The organism is Lacrimispora sp. (assembly GCF_032078915.1).
In the GTDB taxonomy this organism is placed as follows: domain Bacteria; phylum Bacillota; class Clostridia; order Lachnospirales; family Lachnospiraceae; genus Lacrimispora.
On record NZ_DAMAUN010000028.1, the window covers coordinates 23,040 to 41,846 of the forward strand.

The window sequence follows — 18,807 nt, forward strand, 5'->3', positions numbered from 1 at the left end:
ATTCTTTAGAATCTATGAACCGGCATATACCTTTGCCCCTTCATAGATTTCTTCTGAATCCACATGATCAATGACCTTCTCCCCCTCGGCCAGGCCTTCCTTTATAACCGCCTGGGATGAGGTTTTGTATTCCACTTCCACCGGAAGTTTTTCCGCTTTTCCGTTTTTGATCACAAACACATAATTTTGGTCATCCAGCTGGAAAACAGCGCTTGAAGGGATGACCAGCTTATTATCTCCCTGATACAGGGTGAAACGGATGTTGGCCCCATACCCTTCCTTTCCTTCCAGATCCGTGTTCTCATCAAGATCAATCTTCACATGCACCCTGTATTCATCCATTCCCAGGGCAGAGGTCCCTTTGGCCGCATAGTCATAGACCTGGCTTATGGTTCCGCCGTACATTTGATCCTGATTCCTAAGCTGCAGGATCACCGTCACCTTATCTCCCGGGGAAAGATAGGGCGCAATGCTGGTAAGCACGTCAGACTCTGCCTGGATCTTTCCACGCCCGCTAATGGTTACGGCAGTTTCCCCTGCCTGTATGTAAGACATATCCTTAACCGGAAGGGATGTGATGACTCCATCTCTGTCTGCAGTTACCACACACTTTTTTAACCTGTCTTCCAATTGTTCCATGGTTGTTTCCTGGGATTTGATCTGAGCCCTTAGCTGTTCCTCCACACTATCATAAAACCTTCCGTTAATGGTTGTTTCATCAATGCCTCCTGCTTTTAAGCTCTCTAAAAACCGGCGGCTCTCCTCATATCGGCTCTTTGCCTGCTCCCATGCCAGAGAGGCGTTTTCATAAGAAGCCCTGTCTTTCTCCCATTCGATCCTGGAAATGCTGCCAGACGAATACAGGGACTGGGAAGCGTCAACAAGAGTTTTTGCGGCCTGATAATCTGCCTCCTTTGCCGACACTTCCGCTCTTATGGAATCCAGATATTCCTGAGGCGATGACGTCATCACCTGCCCGATCCGGCTCTGCTCCAGTTTGGCCTTATATCCTGCCAGTGCGCTTTCACAAAGGGATTTTTCTTGTAATAAATCCCTGTCATCAACGGTAAATAAGATATCACCTGCCTTCACACCATCGTTTTCCCTGACCCTTACCTCTTTCACTGGCCCTGATGCCTCTGAAACCAGGCGGTACTCCCCTCCTGCCGTAATGGTACCTTCCTCCGTATAACGGTCTTCTACCGCTTCATAAGAAGCTGCCACAGTTTGAACCGGGGCCCCTTTAAAGCTTTTCATTGCAGTATTCCCTATGATCAGTGCCAGGACAATCCCTGCAGCTAAAAAGCATAATTTCTTTTTCCTGCCATCCATTCGGATCTTCATAAGCTTACTCCCTTTCCTTTAAAATATCCGTGAGTCTTATCCTTCTTACAAACCGCGTCTGGGCCAGCAAAGAAGCCCCTGCCATTGCAAGACAGGTAAGAAATGCTATCCCATAGCAGGATGGCCGTATAGCCAGCTCAATGGTATAGGAATCCGATATGACCAGATGCTCCACAAGGTATTTGACCCCAAGGCTCCCAAACACTCCTAATGCAATTCCCAGAATGAAGTAGACTACCTGTTCAAACAGGAGAATCCTTCCGATCTCCTTATCCGTTCCTCCCATGATGATAAGTGTTCCAAGCTCTGAGATCCGTTCCCTGATATTGATCATGGAAATATTATAAATGAGGATCCCTCCCGCCGCCACAGCCATAAAGGAAAACATCTGGACCATTGCCATCATGCTGCCCATGATGTCCCGATAGCTTTGGGTGATGCGTCCGGTATCCACCATCCAAGTCACCCGGCTGGTTTTTAAAAGCTCTTCCCGGACCTCGTTAAGCCTGCCCTTTTCCACCTTTAAAAGAACGGTTCCAGCCATTGGGACAGAATCAAAAAAGCGGGAAAAGCCCTTTGCCGATAGATAGCAGCCGCCTCCCAGGCTCTCTTTTATCACAGCTTTTACCGGAACCTTTACCGCTTCCGCCGTCAGACCGGGAACAGATACTTCCATAACATCCCCTACCTCCAGATGAAGCTTTTCTGCAATCCGGCTGTTTATGATAATCCCATCCTCCGGCGGATCATAAAACCGGCCGTAGAGATCCATAATCCTCCACATGTCAGATCCCCGGTTCAGACCATAAATCAAGGCAAATTCAGATAGATTTTCATGCTTTAATTCCACTGCCTTCTGGATGACTGCTTCGCTTTTTTCTACTCCTCTGATTCCTTCCCCTGCCGATTCCCCGCGGATGGGGGACACAAAGCGGTCCAGGGAAATCTGTATATCATAGGTTTGCACCTTGCTGAACTGGTCAAAATACATCTGATCCGCCACCCCTTTAAATGATAAGAGCACGGAAGACATGGAAAAAGGAAATGCAATGGCCAAAATAATTAAAAAGCCGCGAAAAGGGTTCCTCACCACTGAACGCAAGCCCATTTTTTCCATAGCGCCAAGCCTGGAGGCCAAAAAACCGGGCAGCCTTAAATTCCCTGCGGAAGCAGGAGCCTTTGCCCTCATGGCCTGGGCCGGAGTGATCTTTAAGATACCCCTGACCCCTAAGTAAACCGCCAGAAGCCCGGTTCCCACCGCAATTCCCATACCGCTTATCCTAGTATTTATGTAGCTGTGATAAACCGTGTCCGGCAGGTTAAAAAAGTCCACATACATCAGAAACATATAACGGCCAAAGGGAACCGCCAGGACACTTCCGGCCAGAGCACCTAAGACCCCCACCTCAGCTCCCTGATAAAGGTATGCCAAAATCAGTTCCCCATCTCTCATTCCAAAGGATTTCATGGTGCCGATCAGGCTTTGATCCCTGTCTATCATCTTTTTTAACACTACATAAAGCATAAACACTGAAATAGACATAAACAGGATGGGAAGCACCGTTCCCATGGAGTATAGCTCATGGATCTCTCCTTCTACCATGTTATAGCTGGCCTGATTATCCTTAGAAGAAAGAGAAATCAGGCCATACCCGGAAAGACGGTCCATCAGCTGATATCGTACGTCCTCATAGGTATATCCTTTTGCCAGCCGGAATCCAAGCTCATTCATGGAATCCTTTTTCCCTGTTAATTCTTCCATCCTGTTTTTTTCTATGCAGGCAATGTCGTAAATCTCTCCATCGGGGACCATGGCTCCTCCGGGAGGAATGGCATATATATATTCCGGCCCGTAACAGGTTCCGGCCAGCTCACATCTCACGCTTTTTCCATCAATCATGAGGGTGAGAGGTGTTCCGTTTCCGTATCCATACAATCCGGCCATCCGGCTACCCAGATAAATGCTGTCTTTTCCCGCCCCCGTCCCTTTTAACATCAGCCGGTTTAAAGAATCCGAGGGATCGTAAGACAGCAGATGCACCGTTACGATTTCCGTCTGGGAAGGAGCAAACAGCCTTACATCAATGGCCATTTTCCCGGAAACCTCCTCGATCCCCGGAATCTCCTTTAACCGTTCCAGATCCACCTCAGAGATTCCTGAAACCTGGGCAAATACGTCTGCAATGGCGCTGCTGTCATAATAACGCTGCACCTGGTCCCCTAAGTTTCTCAATGTGTCCATCATGGCAACATAGACAAATATGCCGATGGCAATGATGAAAACCGCCCCCAGAAAAGATCCTGGATTTTGCCTTGCACACCGGACTACGTTCTTGCGGAAGCTTTTCACTACCAGACCACCTCCTCCGGCTTTAAGGGTCTTTCATTGACACGGATCTTTTCCAGACATCCATCCTTAAAATAAAAAACCCGGTCTGCGATCCCCGCAATGTTCTCATTATGGGTGATCAGAAGCACCGTCTTTTCATACTGTCTGTTAAAATCCGATAACAGCTTTAATATCTGACTTCCTGTGCTGCTGTCCAAAGCCCCCGTAGGCTCGTCGCAGAGAAGGATATCAGGATTCTTGCACAAGGCCCTGGCAATGGCTACCCTTTGCTGCTGTCCTCCTGACAGCCTGCTTGGAAAATGGCTTGCCCTGTCTAAAAGTCCCACCTGCCCAAGCAGCATTTCCGGATCCAGAGGATCCTCGGAAAGTTCTGCCGCCAGCTGCACATTTTCAAGTGCAGTCAGTCCCGGCATCAAATTATAAAACTGAAAGATAAACCCGGCATGAGCCCGGCGATAGGCCGTAAGACTCTTTAAATCTCCCCAGGAAAGAGGATTACCATCGTAATAAACAGCTCCGCTGGTAACCGTTTCAATTCCTCCCAATATATTCAAAAGTGTGCTTTTCCCAGACCCGCTGGGTCCCAGGATCACGATAAATTCCCCTCGGAGAATCTCAAACGACACATGCTTTAAAGCTTGAACCTTGACCTCACCTGCATCATAATCCTTGCAGATTTTTTCCGCCCTAATCAAAGCTTCCATAAATCCCTCCCTCCTTTCTCTTTCCCAATCATACACCCATGTTATTATCAATGCAATCACCTGTTTATATCACAACATGATTGTTTTTATCAACAAATATCATTGATATGTTCAGATGAAAGAAGGAAACAAAAAAGGCGCCGGAATTCAAACATCCGGCGCTCTTTCTTTTATTCCGTTTCTTTCAAGCCCCGGACAAGGCCAGGCGCTGATCATTTACTATGACTGTTCATTCCCCAGTACACCTTTTCTGCTGTAACTGGCAATTCCCTTACTCTCACTCCTACCGCATTGGCGACTGCATCTGCAATGGCAGGAGAAGGCGTATTGATTACGATCTCTCCAATGGACTTGGCCCCAAAAGGCCCTGTAGGCTCATAGCTGCTCTCAAATTCCACCCGGATATCGCCCACGTCCTGCCTGGTGGGAAGCTTGTACTGCATAAACGAATTCTGAAGCATCTGTCCCTTGGAAGAATAGGTAATATCTTCATACATGGCCATGCCTATGCCCTGAGCGATACCGCCCTCGGTCTGGATCCTGGCCAGATTGGGATTAATGGTTGTTCCGCAGTCCACAACCGCCACATAGTCCAAAAGCTCTACCTCACCGGTCTCCTGATCCACTTCAACCTCAGCCATTCCCACCATAAAAGGAGGCGGCGATACAGGAGAAGTATGACAGGCGCCGGCAGTGAGCATATCTTCATTAAAGCACATGACCTTGTTTCCTATCTCTTTTAAGGATATTTCCAGCTCTCCCGAGGGCTGGCAGACCCTTTTTCCGTCAAATTCCAGGGAATCCTCCGGGCAGTTAAGATACTGTGCACCTTTTCTTAAGATCTTTTCCCGCATTTCTCCACAGGCCTTTACCACAGCCATTCCGGTTAAGTACATGGTGCTGGAAGCATAAGAACCGGAATCATAAGGGGAAACATCCGTATCCGTTCCATGGACCACGATTTCATCAAGATCACATTCCAGGCAATCAGCCGCCACTTGGGCCAGGGTGGTATCACAGCCCGTTCCCATGTCGGAAGCACCGATCATAAGGGTATAAAAACCATCATCATTAAGGCGAAGCTCCACAGACGCCACATCAACGCCGGAAATGCCGGATCCCTGCATGGCCATGGCTGCCCCTACGCCCCGCACCTTTCCATTTCCCATGTCAACTCTGGGATACTTCTCATCCCAGCGGATCATCTCCTTGGCACGGGCCATACACCGGTCCAGGGCACAGCTGTTTAAGGTTTCCCCATAGTAGGCAGGCATGATATCGCCTTCCCTTACCATGTTTAATTCCCTTAATTTCACAGAATCCATTCCTATCTTTTCCGCCAGCTCATTTACTGCAGATTCCACCGCAAATATTCCCTGGGTCGCTCCGTATCCCCTGTAAGCGCCTGAAGACATGCAGTTTGTATAAACAACATCATATGCAAATCGGAAAGCTTTCGGCGTACGGTACAGGGGAATGGATTTATGTCCGGATAAGCCTACTGTAGTAGGGCCGTGTTCCCCGTAAGCTCCTGTATTTGACAGCGTATATACATCGATTGCCTGAAGGATTCCGTTCTTATCCGCTCCCACCCGTACATGGACTTCCATCTCATGGCGGGGAGAAGAGGCGATCTGAGACTCATACCGGCTGTAGATCATCTTCGCAGGTCTGCCGGTTTTCATTGTCACGATTGCCGGATATACCTCAGCCACCACCGTCTGCTTTGCGCCGAAACCGCCGCCGATCCGGGGCTTGATCACGCGGATCCGGGATTTGGGAATATCCAGGGCATGAGCCAGGATCCTCCTTACGTGAAAGGTGACCTGAGTGGAGGCCACCATATTAAGACGCCCATAAGTGTCCAGATAAGAATAGGCCCGGAAGGTCTCCATCATTGCCTGCTGGTTCGCCTTTGTATGGTAAACCTGTTCCACCACATAATCACACTGCTTTAATACCTCATCAACGTCTCCATGCTCTTCCCCACCGGCAGCACATAAATTTCTTTTATTATCCGCACCTACCGGGCAGAGGCTCAGCCAGTCCTCCTCCGGATGGATTAACACCGGATGATCCTTTGCCTGCTTAAAATCCAGTACCGGTTCCAAGACCTCATATTCCACCTTTAAAAGCCGCAGGGCATGGTCCACTGCATCTTCCGTCTCACCGGCTACTATGGCTGCCGCATCCCCTACAAAGCGCATCCTCTTATCCAGGATCAGCCTGTCATAGGGACTTGGCTCCGGATAGGACTGCCCCGCCATGGTAAATCTCTTCTGTGGAACATCCTTATAGGTCAGGATACAGGCGATTCCAGCTGCCTTTTCTGCCTTTTCCTTGTGGATCTCCTTGATCAGCGCATGGGCATGAGGACTTCTTAAGACCTTAACGATGAGGCAGTCTCCGGGAGCCAGGTCATCAGTATATACAGGCTTTCCGGTCACAAGGGCCATGGCATCCTTCTTTTTCACAGAAGTATTTACCGTACGCATTTTATAATTCATCCCTTTTTTCTCCTCTGCTCAAATAATTCTTTATTGCCCGAAGCTGTCCCATATATCCGCTGCACCGGCATAAGTTCCCGGCCAGGTACTCTTTTATCCCCTGATCATCAAGGACTTCTTCCCTTTCCATTGCCAGCACATTCATAATAAGTCCTGGGCTGCAGAAACCGCACTGTTCCGCTCCTTCTGCCGCCAGAAAGGATCCAAACGCTTTCGCTTCCTCTTCAACGCCTTCTAAGGTCACCACCTCACAGCCATTTGCCCTGGCAGCTAATAAGGAGCAGGATAGTCTTGATTTTCCATTGACTAATACCGTACAAAGCCCGCAGTTTTCCGTTTCACATCCACATTTCACGCTGTGGCAGCCCTTCCTTCTAAGAAGCTGGAATAAGGTGGTATCATCTGCGGTTTCCTCATACGTCATTTTTCCATTCAGTGTAAATTCGATCTCCATTTACCGTTCCTCCTGATCCAGCGCTTCTAAAAGTCTTTTTATATATATTTCAGCCAAGTGCTTCCGATAAGCTCCGCTTCCCCTCATATTGGTCCCGTAGGTAAAGCCTTCTGATGCCTTTCTGGCAAGTTCTTCTCTGAGACAATCCTGAGCTTCATCAAGCACAACCAGCTCCGCCTTTGCCGGTCTTGCTCCTACCGAGACATAGAGCTTTCCAGCCTTTCTGGCCGCACAGCAGGCGATCACAGGAAAATCCGTCTTTGATATGCGCTGGGAAGCATAGGCAGCTCTTCTTCCATCCTTTTTTATATGGATACGGACCAGGATATCCCTGTCACTCTTCATCCGGCAAAACTCTTCCAAGGGAACCAGGCCTCCCTTGTAAAGCTCCACATAGGTATCAAGGGCCAGAAGGCAGGTAATGATATCGGAGAATCCAAACCGGCCGAACACGCTTCCACCTATGGTCGCACCATTGCGGAACTGGACTCCTACAATCGAGCGGGTGCACTCTTTAAAAATGCCGTTAAAGCCTGCGTTCAGTCCTTCATGGGTTTCCAGCTGGCGCAGGGTACACATGGCACCTATCGAAAACCCGTCTTCCCTTTCCTCAATCCTATCAAGCCCCAGCCCGGATAAGTCCACCAGAGTCATCCTCACCCGGCTCTGTACCTTCAGCCACATCATGCCTCCGCCTATGACACTGCTCTTTTTCTGATTCAGCGCAAAGGCTTCCTCCAGGTTATCTGCTTTTACATAATTTTTAAATCGAATCATTAGAACTGTCCTCCTGGCTCCCAAGCTCTCATCGTTGTCCGCTAGCCGTTATTCCCTTACCTATCAGTAAAGCATTATTTCATTTATTATTATAACTTATAAAATGTATGTTACATATTAGAAAAACCGAAAAGAGTATATCATACTCCTTCCGGTTTTGACAATGGCTTTATAGGTTATTTATTAAATTCGTCAAAATTCGACAATAGACTCTCCGATCAAGGCATGAACATATTCAGGACTGGCTTCAAGGCACCTGGAAAATCCTTCCACTGTTTCAAAAAAACTGATCCCATGGGCCTTAAGCTTTCCTATATCCATGGTTAAGTTTCTGGGATTGTCCCCGGCCCCTGTTTCATCCGGGATCACAAAGTTTCCTCTGTTCCCGTTTTTATCAACCATCCGGAAGACTCTGCTTCCTATTTCATAAGCGGAAAGGGTGCTTTCACTGCCAAAATTATAAATTCCGCCAGGCAGGTCCATGGCCGGCTCTATATTTTTCACAACCTCCTGTGCCCAGGTGATGCCGCGGTAATCGGAATCTGAAAGCTTTATGGGGCGGTTCTGTACCATGGATCTCAACAGATTGGTTAAGAGGTTTGAATTGCTTTTAAGGCCCCTGACCGGGAAATCATACATCCATGAAAGGCGAAGACAGATTCCCTCAGGCAAAATCTCCAGAATCTCATCCTCTGCCTGCTTTTTGTGGGCTCCATAAACATTAATAAGAGGAACTTCATCCGTTTCCTTATTCGCTCCTTTTTGTCTGCTGCCCCCATAAATCTGATCCGAGCTCATAAAAAGCAGCCTGCTGCCATTTTCCCTGCATGCTTTGGCCATGTTGACGGATCCCCTTACGTTCACCGCCTCAGAAAGCAACCGGTTCTCTTCGCATACCCTGGTGTTTGATATTGCAGCGCAATGGATCACCACATCAGGATTATGATCCTTTATATATTTCCCTGCTGCCTCTTCATCCGTAATATCTAAGTTCCTGTGACCCACACGGATCACATCATAATCTCTTTCATAATATGCGGAAATTCTTCCTCCAAGGAAGCCCCCGGATCCTGTGATCATGATTTTTTTCTTCATCCTTATCCCTCCCTTTTTTAACAGTATATCACATCCCCCTCCCGGCTCCAACAGTCTATATGATCTATAAACCGAAAAACCCCGGCCGGCTTATCAGCCGGACAGGGTTCTTTCTATATATAATAATTGCTGTAATGCAGCTTATTTCTCTGTGTTTTTTTGTTGCGGCCTTAAAAAGATACAAGCCAGAACACTTACAATACAGACTGCAGCCACTGGCTCCGCAAAGATAAAACGGAGAGCAGCAGGAAAGTTTTCCTTAACCGAATCGGCTAAGTTTCCCACACCAAATCCAAGACCAAGCGTGATGGCAAGGATCAGGCTGTTTGTGTCATCCAGACCTTCCTTTAACAGCATCTTCACACCATTTAAGAAAATCATGGCAAAAACAGTAATTACCGCACCACCCATAACACAGTTAGGCATTGCATTGAAAATGGCACCGATTTTAGGGAACAGACCTGCAATGATTAAAACGATGGCGCCGATGGCGATACAGAACCGGTTGATAACCTTAGTCATTGCAATGATACCCACGTTCTGGCCGAACGCCGTGTTTGGAAGAACGTTGAAGATACCTGCAAATGCACAGCTGACAGCATCAGATATAATTCCGCCGGAAATCTCCTCTGCAGTGGCTTCACGTCCAAAAGCAGAAATGGTGATGCCGTTTGCATTCCCCATGGTCTCAAGACCTGCAACCACGTATACCGCAAAGAACGGGAAAATGATGTCTGAACGGAACAGAGGCTTAATCACCAATGGCATGGGAACGCTGAACCATGCTGCACTGGAAACAGTTCCAAAATCCACCATTCCTGTAAGGGCCGCCACAATATAGCCAACGACGATACCAATTAAAATAGCAGTAGCTTTTAACATACCGGTTGCAAAATGGTTAAGGAGAACAATGACCAGCAGCACGATGCCGCCAACCAGCCAGTACTTTCCTGCGCCGATATCCTTTGCACCTGCACCGCCTACAAAATAGGTAGCACCAGTCGTAAGCAGTTTGATACCAATGGTAATGAGAACTGCACCGATTACAAGCGGCGGAAAGAATTTTTTCAGAGGCTTTAAGAAAATACCCATAAGCAGCTCGATCACGCTTCCTGCGATCACACCACCCAATACGTAACCCATGGCTTCAACCGGAGCGACCTGTTCAGCCAACAGCTTTGCCCCAAGCCCCTGCATGGTTGGTACGAATGCAAATGCTGTTCCCATAACGATGGGAAGGCGTGCACCTACCTGAATGATTCCCAATTTCAGCGGGTAGAGCTGAAGAAGGGTGGCAAGTCCGGATACAAACATGGCGCACTGAATCATCATAATCCGTAATTCCGGAGGAAATGGTGCATCCTGTGTGCTCATAGCGCCGGTCAGGATAAAAATTGGAGCCAGATTACCAACAAACATTGCCATAACATGCTGAAGACCAAGAGGAACCGCAATTTTTAACGGTGGTCTGCCGTCCAGTTGGTAAATAAGATCATATTGTTTTGAATTGCCCATTACTACACCTCCATAGTTAGTTGTCAGCGAATTTTGTGCTGTTTTGACGAAAAAAAGAATAACACAAAAAATTTTTTTGGTCAACAAAAAAACTTTTAGTTTAACAGAACTATAACACAGGCCTTCTTAAGAAAAAATTGCCATAATAATTCAGCTGATTCTGAACACAATATAGACGTAATAATCAATCAAGGAGGGTTTACCCATGTTAGTAAACGGAAAGAATGAATGTATCGAATGCTCCATCGATAATTGCGCTTATCATGCAAAAAGCGAAGATTATTGCACACTGGAGAGAATTAAAGTGGGAACTCATGAACAGAATCCTACAAAGAAGGAATGCACTGACTGCGAATCTTTCAAGAACCAGGCATAACAGCAAAATTTAATTTCCTCCTAAAAAAACTGCGCGGCATAAATGCCGCGCAGTTTTTCATATTATGGATCATAAATTCCATCCTTATTTCACCAGCTGTTCTTCCAGATTGTCGTATTTTGAACTTAGGACAATGACATCAATACGCCTGTTTTTCGCCCTTCCTTCCGGTGTATCATTGTCTGCCACAGGTTTAAACTCTCCATAACCGACAGCAATTAGCTTATCAGGCGAAAAATTACATTTATTAATAAAAATCTTTACAACATTGACAGCTCTTGCAGTAGATAATTCCCAGTTGGAAGGATAATTGCTGCGTCTGATGGGAACGTTGTCGGTATGGCCCTCAACACGTATATAATTATCAATCGTATTCAGAATGCCTGCAACTTCAACCAAAGTTTCCTCACTTTGTTTCTTAACTTCCGCACTTCCAGAGTCAAAGAATATGGCATTATTTAGTCTGATTACAAGACCGCGCATATCAATCATGGTTGATACCGATTGATCCATGCCTTGATTATGCAGCTTTGTATCAAGCTCGGTCTTTATAACTTCCAGCTTTTTTAGCTCGTACTCTCCCAAAAAGCTCTCCAGCTCGCTTTGTGTTTCAATATTTAACGGACCGCCTGACGATGCTCCGGTTCCACCGGAACCAGTTCCCGATGCCACTCCGGCAGCATAGTTTTTATCCATCATAGTTCCTGCAAACTGTTCGGAAATCTTCTGTGCTTTTTCGGAGTCGATCTTACTGACAGCAAAAAGTACAATAAAAACTGCCAGCAGCAGGGTCATTAAATCCGAATATGGCAGAAGCCATGCTTCGCCTGCTTCTTCTTCCTGGTGTACATGCTCTCTCTCTTTTGACATACGTGATCACCTTATCCCTTTTTGCCCTGATCAGATGTTGGGTCCTGCTCAGATATTTTTTTCTGCTTGGATTTCGGGAGAGCAGCAAGTAACTTTTCCCTGAGTATAAAGGGGGAATCACCATGCTGCATGGATAGTACACCCTTTATAATAATTTCTTTCGCCATTACTTCCTGCTGGCTTTTTACTTTAAGCTTTTTTGCAAATGGGTTCCATAGCACGTAGCCGGTGAAAATACCAAGAATCGTTGCAATAAACGCCGCAGCGATTGCTTCGGCCATTCGTTCTGTATCGTTAATTGATGACATCGCAGCGATCAAACCAAACACTGCACCCAAAACACCCAGAGTAGGAGCATATGTACCTGCCGATGAAAAAATGCTGGCATTGATTTCATGTCTCTTTTCCATTGCAGAAATTTCAGTTTCTAATATCTCTTCGATCAATTCTTCCCCGGCTCCGTCAACAAGCAAACGAATGCCCTTTTTTAAAAAAGGGTCTTGAAGTTCTTCTGCCTTGGCTTCCAGGGACAAAAGCCCCTCTGAGCGGGCTTGTTTTGATAGATTATACATTAATTCAATCATTTCGGCCTCAGAGGATCCTTTTTGTTTTGTAAAAAGAACTCTGAACAGCGATCCGATGGATTTAATATTCTGCATTGGAAATGAATTCAAAATTGTGGCTACAGTTCCGACAATAATAACAAAAAAAGCTGCGGGGTTAATAAGGACTGAAAATTCAATGTGCTTAAAAATCATAGCGCCGACAACGGCGACAACGCCTATTATAACTCCCAGGATGGTGGTTATTTCCATAGTTTCTCCTTTGTGTAATCCGAATTAGTAGTGCTTCTATTTATCAGGCTGAGCAAGACCAACGCGCACAGCCCGTTATAGTATAATATATTTGTCGCTGATGGAGTATTAAATAATCGTTAAAAATACAAAAAGGCTGCCATGAAAGATTTCTTATCAGATACTGAGCATAATAATCCACTTCTTGCACAAAATCCGATGTAAATTCTTTCATGGCAGCCTCTTTTTTATATTCCTTTATTCATACAGCGGATATTTATCACAGATCTTTGTTACCTCAGATCTAATGTAATCAGCTTTACTTTCAAAATCCGTAGCAGCCAGCCAGATGCACTCTGCGATCGTTTCCATATCCTCTTCCTTTAAACCTCTTGAGGTAACAGCCGGAGTTCCCACGCGGACACCGGAAGTCACAAATGGGCTTCTTGGATCGTTTGGCACTGCATTTTTGTTCAGAGTAATATAAACCTCATCACAGCGGTTCTGCAGTTCCTTTCCGGTTACCTCCATCCCTCTTAAGTCGATCAGCATCAGATGATTATCTGTACCGCCTGTCAGGATGTTGAATCCCTGCTTGATCAGGGCGGCAGCCAGGGCCTTTGCGTTTTTTACCACCTGCTCCTGATAGGTCTTAAACTCAGGCTTTAAGGCTTCACCAAAGCAGACGGCCTTACCGGCGATTACATGCTCCAAAGGACCACCCTGGGTTCCGGGGAAAATAGCCTTATTGAAATTGAATTTATCCGCGGCTTCCTGGTTTGCTAAAATCATTCCGCCTCTCGGTCCACGGAGAGTCTTATGAGTGGTCGTTGTCACTACATCTGCATAAGGAATAGGACTCTCATGAATTCCTGCCGCAACAAGACCTGCAATATGTGCCATATCTACCATAAGATAAGCGCCGGCTTTGTCAGCAGCCTCCCGGAATCTCTTAAAGTCAATGGCTCTTCCGTAGGCACTGGCACCTGCAACAATTAATTTCGGTTTGTGCAAAATGGCAAGCCTTTCCATCTCATCATAATCAAGAAAGCCATCATCATCTACGCCGTAAGGGATTATATTAAAATACAAACCGGAAAAATTAACAGGGCTTCCATGAGTTAAGTGGCCGCCATGGTTTAAATTCATGCCCATGACCGTATCTCCTGGCTGCAGCATGGCAAGAAAAACCGCCATGTTGGCCTGAGCCCCGGAATGAGGCTGGACGTTGGCATAATCACAGCCGAATATCTTTTTTGCACGCTCTATGGCAATGGTCTCAACAATATCCACATCCTCGCAGCCGCCATAATAACGCTTTCCCGGATAACCTTCTGCATACTTATTGGTAAGCACTGTTCCCATTGCCATCATAACCGGTTCTGAAACAATATTTTCCGATGCAATCAATTCCAGATTTCTTCTCTGTCTTGCACACTCCTTTTCAATGGCTTCTCCCACTTCCTTATCATAGCCGGTGATAAATTTCATAACCTCATTTACCATGTCCATTCCCTAGCCTTTCCTTATGTTTATTTAATCACCACAGTTTCATATTAGAAAACTGCGGCTGTATGTTACGCTTCCTGTCACAAGTTTAATTCATAGTGAATCTTTTTGCAAGGTATTTCATCTATACTTTCTTCGTTACAGACTCTTTGGAATTTTATAATTCCTTATTACAATCTGCAGATTCTTATTCCCATTATACTCATTCACAGCAGGATAATAGATTACATCAAGGACCCGGCTGTCTCCCAGCTCTTCCAAAAAGGAGTCTCCGTCAGCAAACAGCATGGCATCCATTGGCGTCCCCTGGTCCGTGGCAAGAGAAAACTTCACGGCATTTCTGTTTTTCCCCAAAACGCGGACACTTCGGATATTAAGGCCCTTTTGGGCGAACAAAGGCTTTTCATTGCCCTGGCCAAATGGCTCTAAAAGCTCCAGCTCTTCGATCAAAGGCTCATCTATGTACTCCAGGGGCATGGGAACATCGATCCATACCTTTCGTATGAAATCCTCTTCCGTCAGCCCTGCCTGTTCATTTAGGCATTTCCTGAATTCATCCACATGCTCTTTCAGAAGGGATAAGCCGGCTGCCATGGGATGACCGCCGAATTTTAACAGCAGATCTTTCACCTCAACCAGGGCGTCAAACATATGGTAAGTTTCAATGGAACGGCCGGAGCCTTTGACACACTCTTCCCCATCCGTCAGGACAAAAGCAGGTTTCTGGAATTGCTCCCGCAGCCGTCCCGCAATGATCCCTGCCAGGGATTCATGACACTCCGGTAAATATACCACCAGAACTTTATCCTCACTATAGAGGGCTTCCACCTGTTCCACGGCCTCGATGGTCCCCTGTTTTGTCATGGTCTTTCGCTGGTCATTTAACGCTTTTAATTCCAGAGCCATCTGATCCGCTTCCTCCTCCTCCCGGCAAAGAAGCAGGGATAAGGCCAGCTTGGCCGTCTGAAGGCGGCCTCCCGCATTTAAGCAGGGTCCGATTACAAATCCGATCTGATAGGCAGTGATCTGATCCTTGTCCAGATCGTTCCTCTCAATAAGCTTTAAGAGCCCCAGGCTCTTTGTCTGCCCGATCCTTTTAAGCCCTTCCTTAACAATGATCCGGTTCTCATCCTGAAGCTTCATCACATCGCCCACAGTTGCGATGGCAGCGAACTCCACCATCTCAAGCCACTTCTCCAAAGGCACATGAAATTCCTCATAAAGAGCCTGAACCAGCTTATAGGCCACCAATCCTCCGCAAATATCTGGAAAAGGATATTGGCACTCCTCCTGTTTTGGGTTTACCACCGCGTCTGCGGGAGGCAGAATCTCCTTGCCGTCCTCCTTCATAATATCATGGTGATCCGTGATAAGAACCGTAAGTCCCAGCTCCTTTGCAAGCCTGATCTGCCCCACTGCGGCGATTCCGTTGTCACAGGTGAGTATGGTATCAATGCCATCTGCTGCTGCTGCCCGGATAATGGATTCATTGATTCCATAGCCATCCTTTAACCGGTCCGGGATCTCATAGTCCACCACAGCTCCCACCTGGGACAGCGCCTGGTACAAAAGATAAGTGGAGCAAACTCCGTCTATATCATAATCCCCTACGATCCTTATAGGCTTTAACTGTTCTGTCTTTTCCTTAAGGATCGCCACGGTCCGGTCCATATCCTTAAGAAGGTGAGGGCTATAGAGGTCCTTTAACCCGCCGTACAAGTATTTCTCCACCGCTTCATGCCCCATCACATTCCGGTTTCTTATGATTCTCGCAGTCACCGGGGTGATGCGGTAGCATCTTGCCATTTCTTCAAAATCAGCCCTTTTTGTCTGAAGCATCCATTTCTCTTCTGCCATGTTTCGTTATCTCCCTGCAAACGGCTCTTTTGGCCAGTTCTTCCTTTTCGTTTTCTGCTGGTAAGTCTTCTGTTCCCCTTTCCTTTCGCTTTTTCGCCGCATCAAGCCGGCTCATTAAGCTGGTAATGGAATAGAGGATGGGCGCAAAATCGCCGCGGTAAGCATGCTCACAGGTAGACTTCACTTCAAAATTCTCACTTCCAATCTCCTGGAACAGATATTTCTCATCATCGATAATGTGTTTAAGCCGCTTGATCAGCTGGTTGACGGAATTGGTCAGAACTCCGATCTCGTCTTTGGAACGGTAGGGAAGATATACCTCCAGATCTCCGTTGGCAACTCTTCCGGTCCCTTCTACAAGGGCTTTCACTGGTTTATCAATGGCAATTATGATATAAATGATCAGGAGAGAAACGATCCCGCTGATCAGGCAGATGGTTATGATTTTTATTTTCGTAAGCTGATCATAAAGATTATCACCTTGAATGCTGGCCGCCTCGGACCCTTTGCGGTTAAAATCCGCCACCTTTAATAGTCCGTTGCTGGCATTATCAAATAACTGTCCGGAATCCCCTATGATCATATCAAACGCTTCCTGTGTATGGTTTTGGCGGCTTATGACAAGCAGGCGGCCGCTGTACTCCAGGTACTTATTCCATTCCCTTTCCGCCTCCTCTATGAGCTTCCGGTCCGTTTCATTGGCGATATAAAAACCATAATCCGTAAAACCACGGGCGATGTCTTCCCGGATCTGAGCCATGTCTTCCTCCAGCCGGTCCATATCCCTGCTGTCGCTTGTGATAACGTGGTTATATTCCTTAATGCGATAGTCTGATGTCCTGGTATTCAGTTCCTCGGCAATGATGATGGCAGGTACCCAGGACTGGGAAATTTCAGTACTTGCTTCGTTGATCCGCCTGGCTGTTATTATAGAATCCGATCCCATAAAAATAAGTCCCATTATGCTGATTCCACCTAAAAACAGGAGCTTGGTTTTAATTTTAATATTTCTGATAAACTTCACCTTCATAACGCCTTAGTTCTCTCCTCCTTAACCGGTAATCCGGTAATTCTCTTTCCACAATCTCCCAAAATGCAGGGGAATGGTTCATTTGAAGGCGGTGTGCCAGTTCATGCACCACCACATAATCAGCCAGTTCTTCCGGAAGAAGCACAAGCCTCCAGTTGAAGTTTAAATTCCCCCTGGCACTGCAGCTTCCCCACCGGGTCGCCTGATCCCGTATTGCAATTTTCCCATAGTCCACTTTCATGAATGCAGACCAGCTGGCTGCTTTTGACTCTAAATATCCTCTGGCTTCCCGCCTGTACCAAAGCTTCACCGCCTCTTTAACGGCTGCTTCCAGTTCGTTCTCCTCATAGGACGAAACCGGACCGGAAACCACCAGCCCCTCCTTTGTATCCTGTACACAAAAAGCTTTCTTCTTAGGATCGGACTTTATATGAAGGAGCCGGCAGTCTCCGTAAAGAAGCACAGATGCCCCTTCCGTCCAGTGAAAAGCCGACTTTTTCTCTGACGCTATCCGGATCTTTTCCACCTGCGCAAAGACCCAGTCTCTGTTCTTTAGCACCAGCTCATGCCCTGCCTTAAAGGGAAGGCGCCTGGGAAGCCTAACGAAAACCTCTCCCGCTTTCGTGACCTGCAGGGCCATGGTACGCCTGTCCGATTTTATGATCCTGTAAGAACATGCGCTTCCATCAACAAAGGAAATCACACCTGTTTCTTCTCTGCTGTCATGACCTTTTGCTTCCAAATATCTGATTCCCAACCCTTTTTCTTCCTCTTTTCTCTTTTCTCTGCTTAAACTCGTATTCCCAATTATATCGAATAAATGGAAAAGAAACAATACATAACTTAAAGGTCTGAAATGCAAAATAAGAGAACCCGGCAGGCAGGTTCCCTTATAACTGTCTTCCTACATATCATTTTCCTTATGATATGAAACCATCAGAGATTTCTTCCAGTCTTTTTTGATCTGCAATCCGGTACCCCTTATCCTTTTTTAGAATTCCGTCATCACAAAATTTCTTCATGACAAAGAGTACGTGACGGTAACTGATATTCATATACTCCGAAACATCCGTATGAGATATGGTGTATTTTCCATTCTGCTGATATTTAAGAATAAAGGAAGCGAGTCTCTTTTCCAATGAATAATTTAAGTATTCACTCAGCCGGTAGCTCCTAACCATCAGCTTATTGGAAATAGAGGACGCAAAATAAAAGGATACTTCTGCCTTCTCTTTGCAGATCTGCCTTAACCGATCCAGTTCAAATTCCAGACAGATCACCTCCTCTATTACTTTATTTTCTTTGATATAATCTTCCTGGCGGAATAAGGAAAGTTCCCCCAGCCAGTCGCCCTTTCCCGCGAAATCGAGAATGGACCGGCGTCCGTTTTCATGGTCAATATAGATTTTCACCATTCCCGAAAGAATCAGATAGCAATGGGTGATCCTCTCATCCACATGAAAGATATTCTTCCCCGCAGGAAAAAGCCTTTCCTTCCCGGCCGCAGCAAGGCTGTCTGGTATTTCATACATATTGTCTTTTTCCATATTTTTTCCATCAACCTTTATTCCCTAAATGATAATTCTCATAGTCATCAATCTATATTTATGGTATCATATTCCCGA

Annotated in this window: 16 protein-coding genes; 1 reads left to right on the plus strand and 15 read right to left on the minus strand. The window is 46.4% G+C overall.

Annotation, left to right across the window (positions count from 1 at the left end; genetic code table 11):
* Positions 1-12: 12 nt before the first annotated feature.
* The 8 genes from RT269_RS12815 to RT269_RS12850 form a co-directional block, all read right to left on the minus strand.
* Positions 13-1,344 (minus strand): efflux RND transporter periplasmic adaptor subunit, encoded by a 1,332-nt coding sequence (locus tag RT269_RS12815; protein ID WP_313183139.1) that lies wholly within the window; start codon positions 1,342-1,344, stop codon positions 13-15.
* Between the two features lie 4 nt (positions 1,345-1,348).
* Positions 1,349-3,694: an ABC transporter permease gene (locus RT269_RS12820; RefSeq protein WP_313183140.1), complete on the minus strand. Its 2,346-nt coding sequence runs from the start codon at positions 3,692-3,694 to the stop codon at positions 1,349-1,351.
* Complete coding sequence (locus RT269_RS12825; protein WP_313183141.1) at positions 3,694-4,398, minus strand: ABC transporter ATP-binding protein; 705 nt, start codon at positions 4,396-4,398, stop codon at positions 3,694-3,696. The genes RT269_RS12820 and RT269_RS12825 overlap by 1 nt, the downstream gene beginning before the upstream one ends.
* Before the next feature lie 212 nt (positions 4,399-4,610).
* On the minus strand, positions 4,611-6,893 hold the full coding sequence (locus RT269_RS12830) for a xanthine dehydrogenase family protein molybdopterin-binding subunit (RefSeq protein WP_313183182.1): 2,283 nt from the start codon (positions 6,891-6,893) through the stop codon (positions 4,611-4,613).
* 1 nt (position 6,894) lies between these two features.
* Positions 6,895-7,359 (minus strand): (2Fe-2S)-binding protein, encoded by a 465-nt coding sequence (locus tag RT269_RS12835; RefSeq protein WP_313183142.1) that lies wholly within the window; start codon positions 7,357-7,359, stop codon positions 6,895-6,897.
* Positions 7,360-8,136: an FAD binding domain-containing protein gene (locus RT269_RS12840; protein WP_313183143.1), complete on the minus strand. Its 777-nt coding sequence runs from the start codon at positions 8,134-8,136 to the stop codon at positions 7,360-7,362.
* Positions 8,137-8,328: 192 nt separating this feature from the next.
* Complete coding sequence (locus RT269_RS12845; protein WP_313183144.1) at positions 8,329-9,231, minus strand: SDR family oxidoreductase; 903 nt, start codon at positions 9,229-9,231, stop codon at positions 8,329-8,331.
* Between the two features lie 141 nt (positions 9,232-9,372).
* On the minus strand, positions 9,373-10,746 hold the full coding sequence (locus tag RT269_RS12850) for a uracil-xanthine permease family protein (RefSeq protein ID WP_313183145.1): 1,374 nt from the start codon (positions 10,744-10,746) through the stop codon (positions 9,373-9,375).
* A gap of 205 nt (positions 10,747-10,951) precedes the next feature.
* On the opposite strand from RT269_RS12850, the gene RT269_RS12855 reads away from it, so the two are divergent.
* Positions 10,952-11,122 carry a DUF1540 domain-containing protein gene (locus RT269_RS12855; protein WP_100042944.1) on the plus strand — a complete coding sequence of 57 codons (171 nt, stop codon included), beginning with the start codon at positions 10,952-10,954 and terminating at the stop codon, positions 11,120-11,122.
* Between the two features lie 84 nt (positions 11,123-11,206).
* Here RT269_RS12855 and RT269_RS12860 read toward each other — a convergent pair whose 3' ends face one another.
* The 7 genes from RT269_RS12860 to RT269_RS12890 all read right to left on the minus strand — a co-directional run bounded on the left by RT269_RS12860 (position 11,207) and on the right by RT269_RS12890 (position 18,729).
* A complete protein-coding gene (locus RT269_RS12860; protein WP_313183147.1) occupies positions 11,207-11,992 on the minus strand; it encodes an OmpA/MotB family protein in 786 nt (261 codons plus the stop codon).
* Positions 11,993-12,003: 11 nt separating this feature from the next.
* A complete protein-coding gene (motA, locus tag RT269_RS12865; RefSeq protein ID WP_313183149.1) occupies positions 12,004-12,807 on the minus strand; it encodes a flagellar motor stator protein MotA in 804 nt (267 codons plus the stop codon).
* Between the two features lie 237 nt (positions 12,808-13,044).
* A complete protein-coding gene (gene glyA / locus RT269_RS12870; RefSeq protein WP_313183183.1) occupies positions 13,045-14,292 on the minus strand; it encodes a serine hydroxymethyltransferase in 1,248 nt (415 codons plus the stop codon).
* A 141-nt stretch (positions 14,293-14,433) separates the two neighbouring features.
* Complete coding sequence (gene recJ / locus RT269_RS12875) at positions 14,434-16,152, minus strand: single-stranded-DNA-specific exonuclease RecJ (protein WP_313183150.1); 1,719 nt, start codon at positions 16,150-16,152, stop codon at positions 14,434-14,436.
* Complete coding sequence (locus tag RT269_RS12880) at positions 16,112-17,182, minus strand: MCP four helix bundle domain-containing protein (protein WP_313183152.1); 1,071 nt, start codon at positions 17,180-17,182, stop codon at positions 16,112-16,114. The genes recJ and RT269_RS12880 overlap by 41 nt, the downstream gene beginning before the upstream one ends.
* Positions 17,154-17,939, minus strand: coding sequence for a M48 family metallopeptidase (locus RT269_RS12885; protein WP_313183153.1), 786 nt, complete (start codon positions 17,937-17,939; stop codon positions 17,154-17,156). Before RT269_RS12885 ends, RT269_RS12880 begins: the two co-directional genes overlap by 29 nt.
* A 163-nt stretch (positions 17,940-18,102) precedes the next feature.
* Positions 18,103-18,729, minus strand: a complete 627-nt coding sequence (locus RT269_RS12890) for a cyclic nucleotide-binding domain-containing protein (protein WP_313183154.1) — start codon at positions 18,727-18,729, stop codon at positions 18,103-18,105.
* Positions 18,730-18,807 lie beyond the last annotated feature (78 nt).

Excerpts from the sequence above, each read along its gene's own strand:
- RT269_RS12840 (WP_313183143.1), bottom strand. The coding sequence starts at position 8,136 with ATGATTCGATTTAAAAATTATGTAAAAGCAGATAACCTGGAGGAAGCC.
- RT269_RS12845 (WP_313183144.1), bottom strand. The coding sequence starts at position 9,231 with ATGAAGAAAAAAATCATGATCACAGGATCCGGGGGCTTCCTTGGAGGA.
- RT269_RS12830 (WP_313183182.1), bottom strand. The coding sequence starts at position 6,893 with ATGCGTACGGTAAATACTTCTGTGAAAAAGAAGGATGCCATGGCCCTT.
- RT269_RS12860 (WP_313183147.1), bottom strand. The coding sequence starts at position 11,992 with ATGTCAAAAGAGAGAGAGCATGTACACCAGGAAGAAGAAGCAGGCGAA.
- RT269_RS12815 (WP_313183139.1), bottom strand. The coding sequence starts at position 1,344 with ATGAAGATCCGAATGGATGGCAGGAAAAAGAAATTATGCTTTTTAGCT.
- RT269_RS12850 (WP_313183145.1), bottom strand. The coding sequence starts at position 10,746 with ATGGGCAATTCAAAACAATATGATCTTATTTACCAACTGGACGGCAGA.
- recJ (WP_313183150.1), bottom strand. The coding sequence starts at position 16,152 with ATGGCAGAAGAGAAATGGATGCTTCAGACAAAAAGGGCTGATTTTGAA.
- RT269_RS12890 (WP_313183154.1), bottom strand. The coding sequence starts at position 18,729 with ATGGAAAAAGACAATATGTATGAAATACCAGACAGCCTTGCTGCGGCC.
- motA (WP_313183149.1), bottom strand. The coding sequence starts at position 12,807 with ATGGAAATAACCACCATCCTGGGAGTTATAATAGGCGTTGTCGCCGTT.
- RT269_RS12835 (WP_313183142.1), bottom strand. The coding sequence starts at position 7,359 with ATGGAGATCGAATTTACACTGAATGGAAAAATGACGTATGAGGAAACC.
- RT269_RS12825 (WP_313183141.1), bottom strand. The coding sequence starts at position 4,398 with ATGGAAGCTTTGATTAGGGCGGAAAAAATCTGCAAGGATTATGATGCA.
- RT269_RS12855 (WP_100042944.1), top strand. The coding sequence starts at position 10,952 with ATGTTAGTAAACGGAAAGAATGAATGTATCGAATGCTCCATCGATAAT.
- RT269_RS12880 (WP_313183152.1), bottom strand. The coding sequence starts at position 17,182 with ATGAAGGTGAAGTTTATCAGAAATATTAAAATTAAAACCAAGCTCCTG.
- glyA (WP_313183183.1), bottom strand. The coding sequence starts at position 14,292 with ATGGTAAATGAGGTTATGAAATTTATCACCGGCTATGATAAGGAAGTG.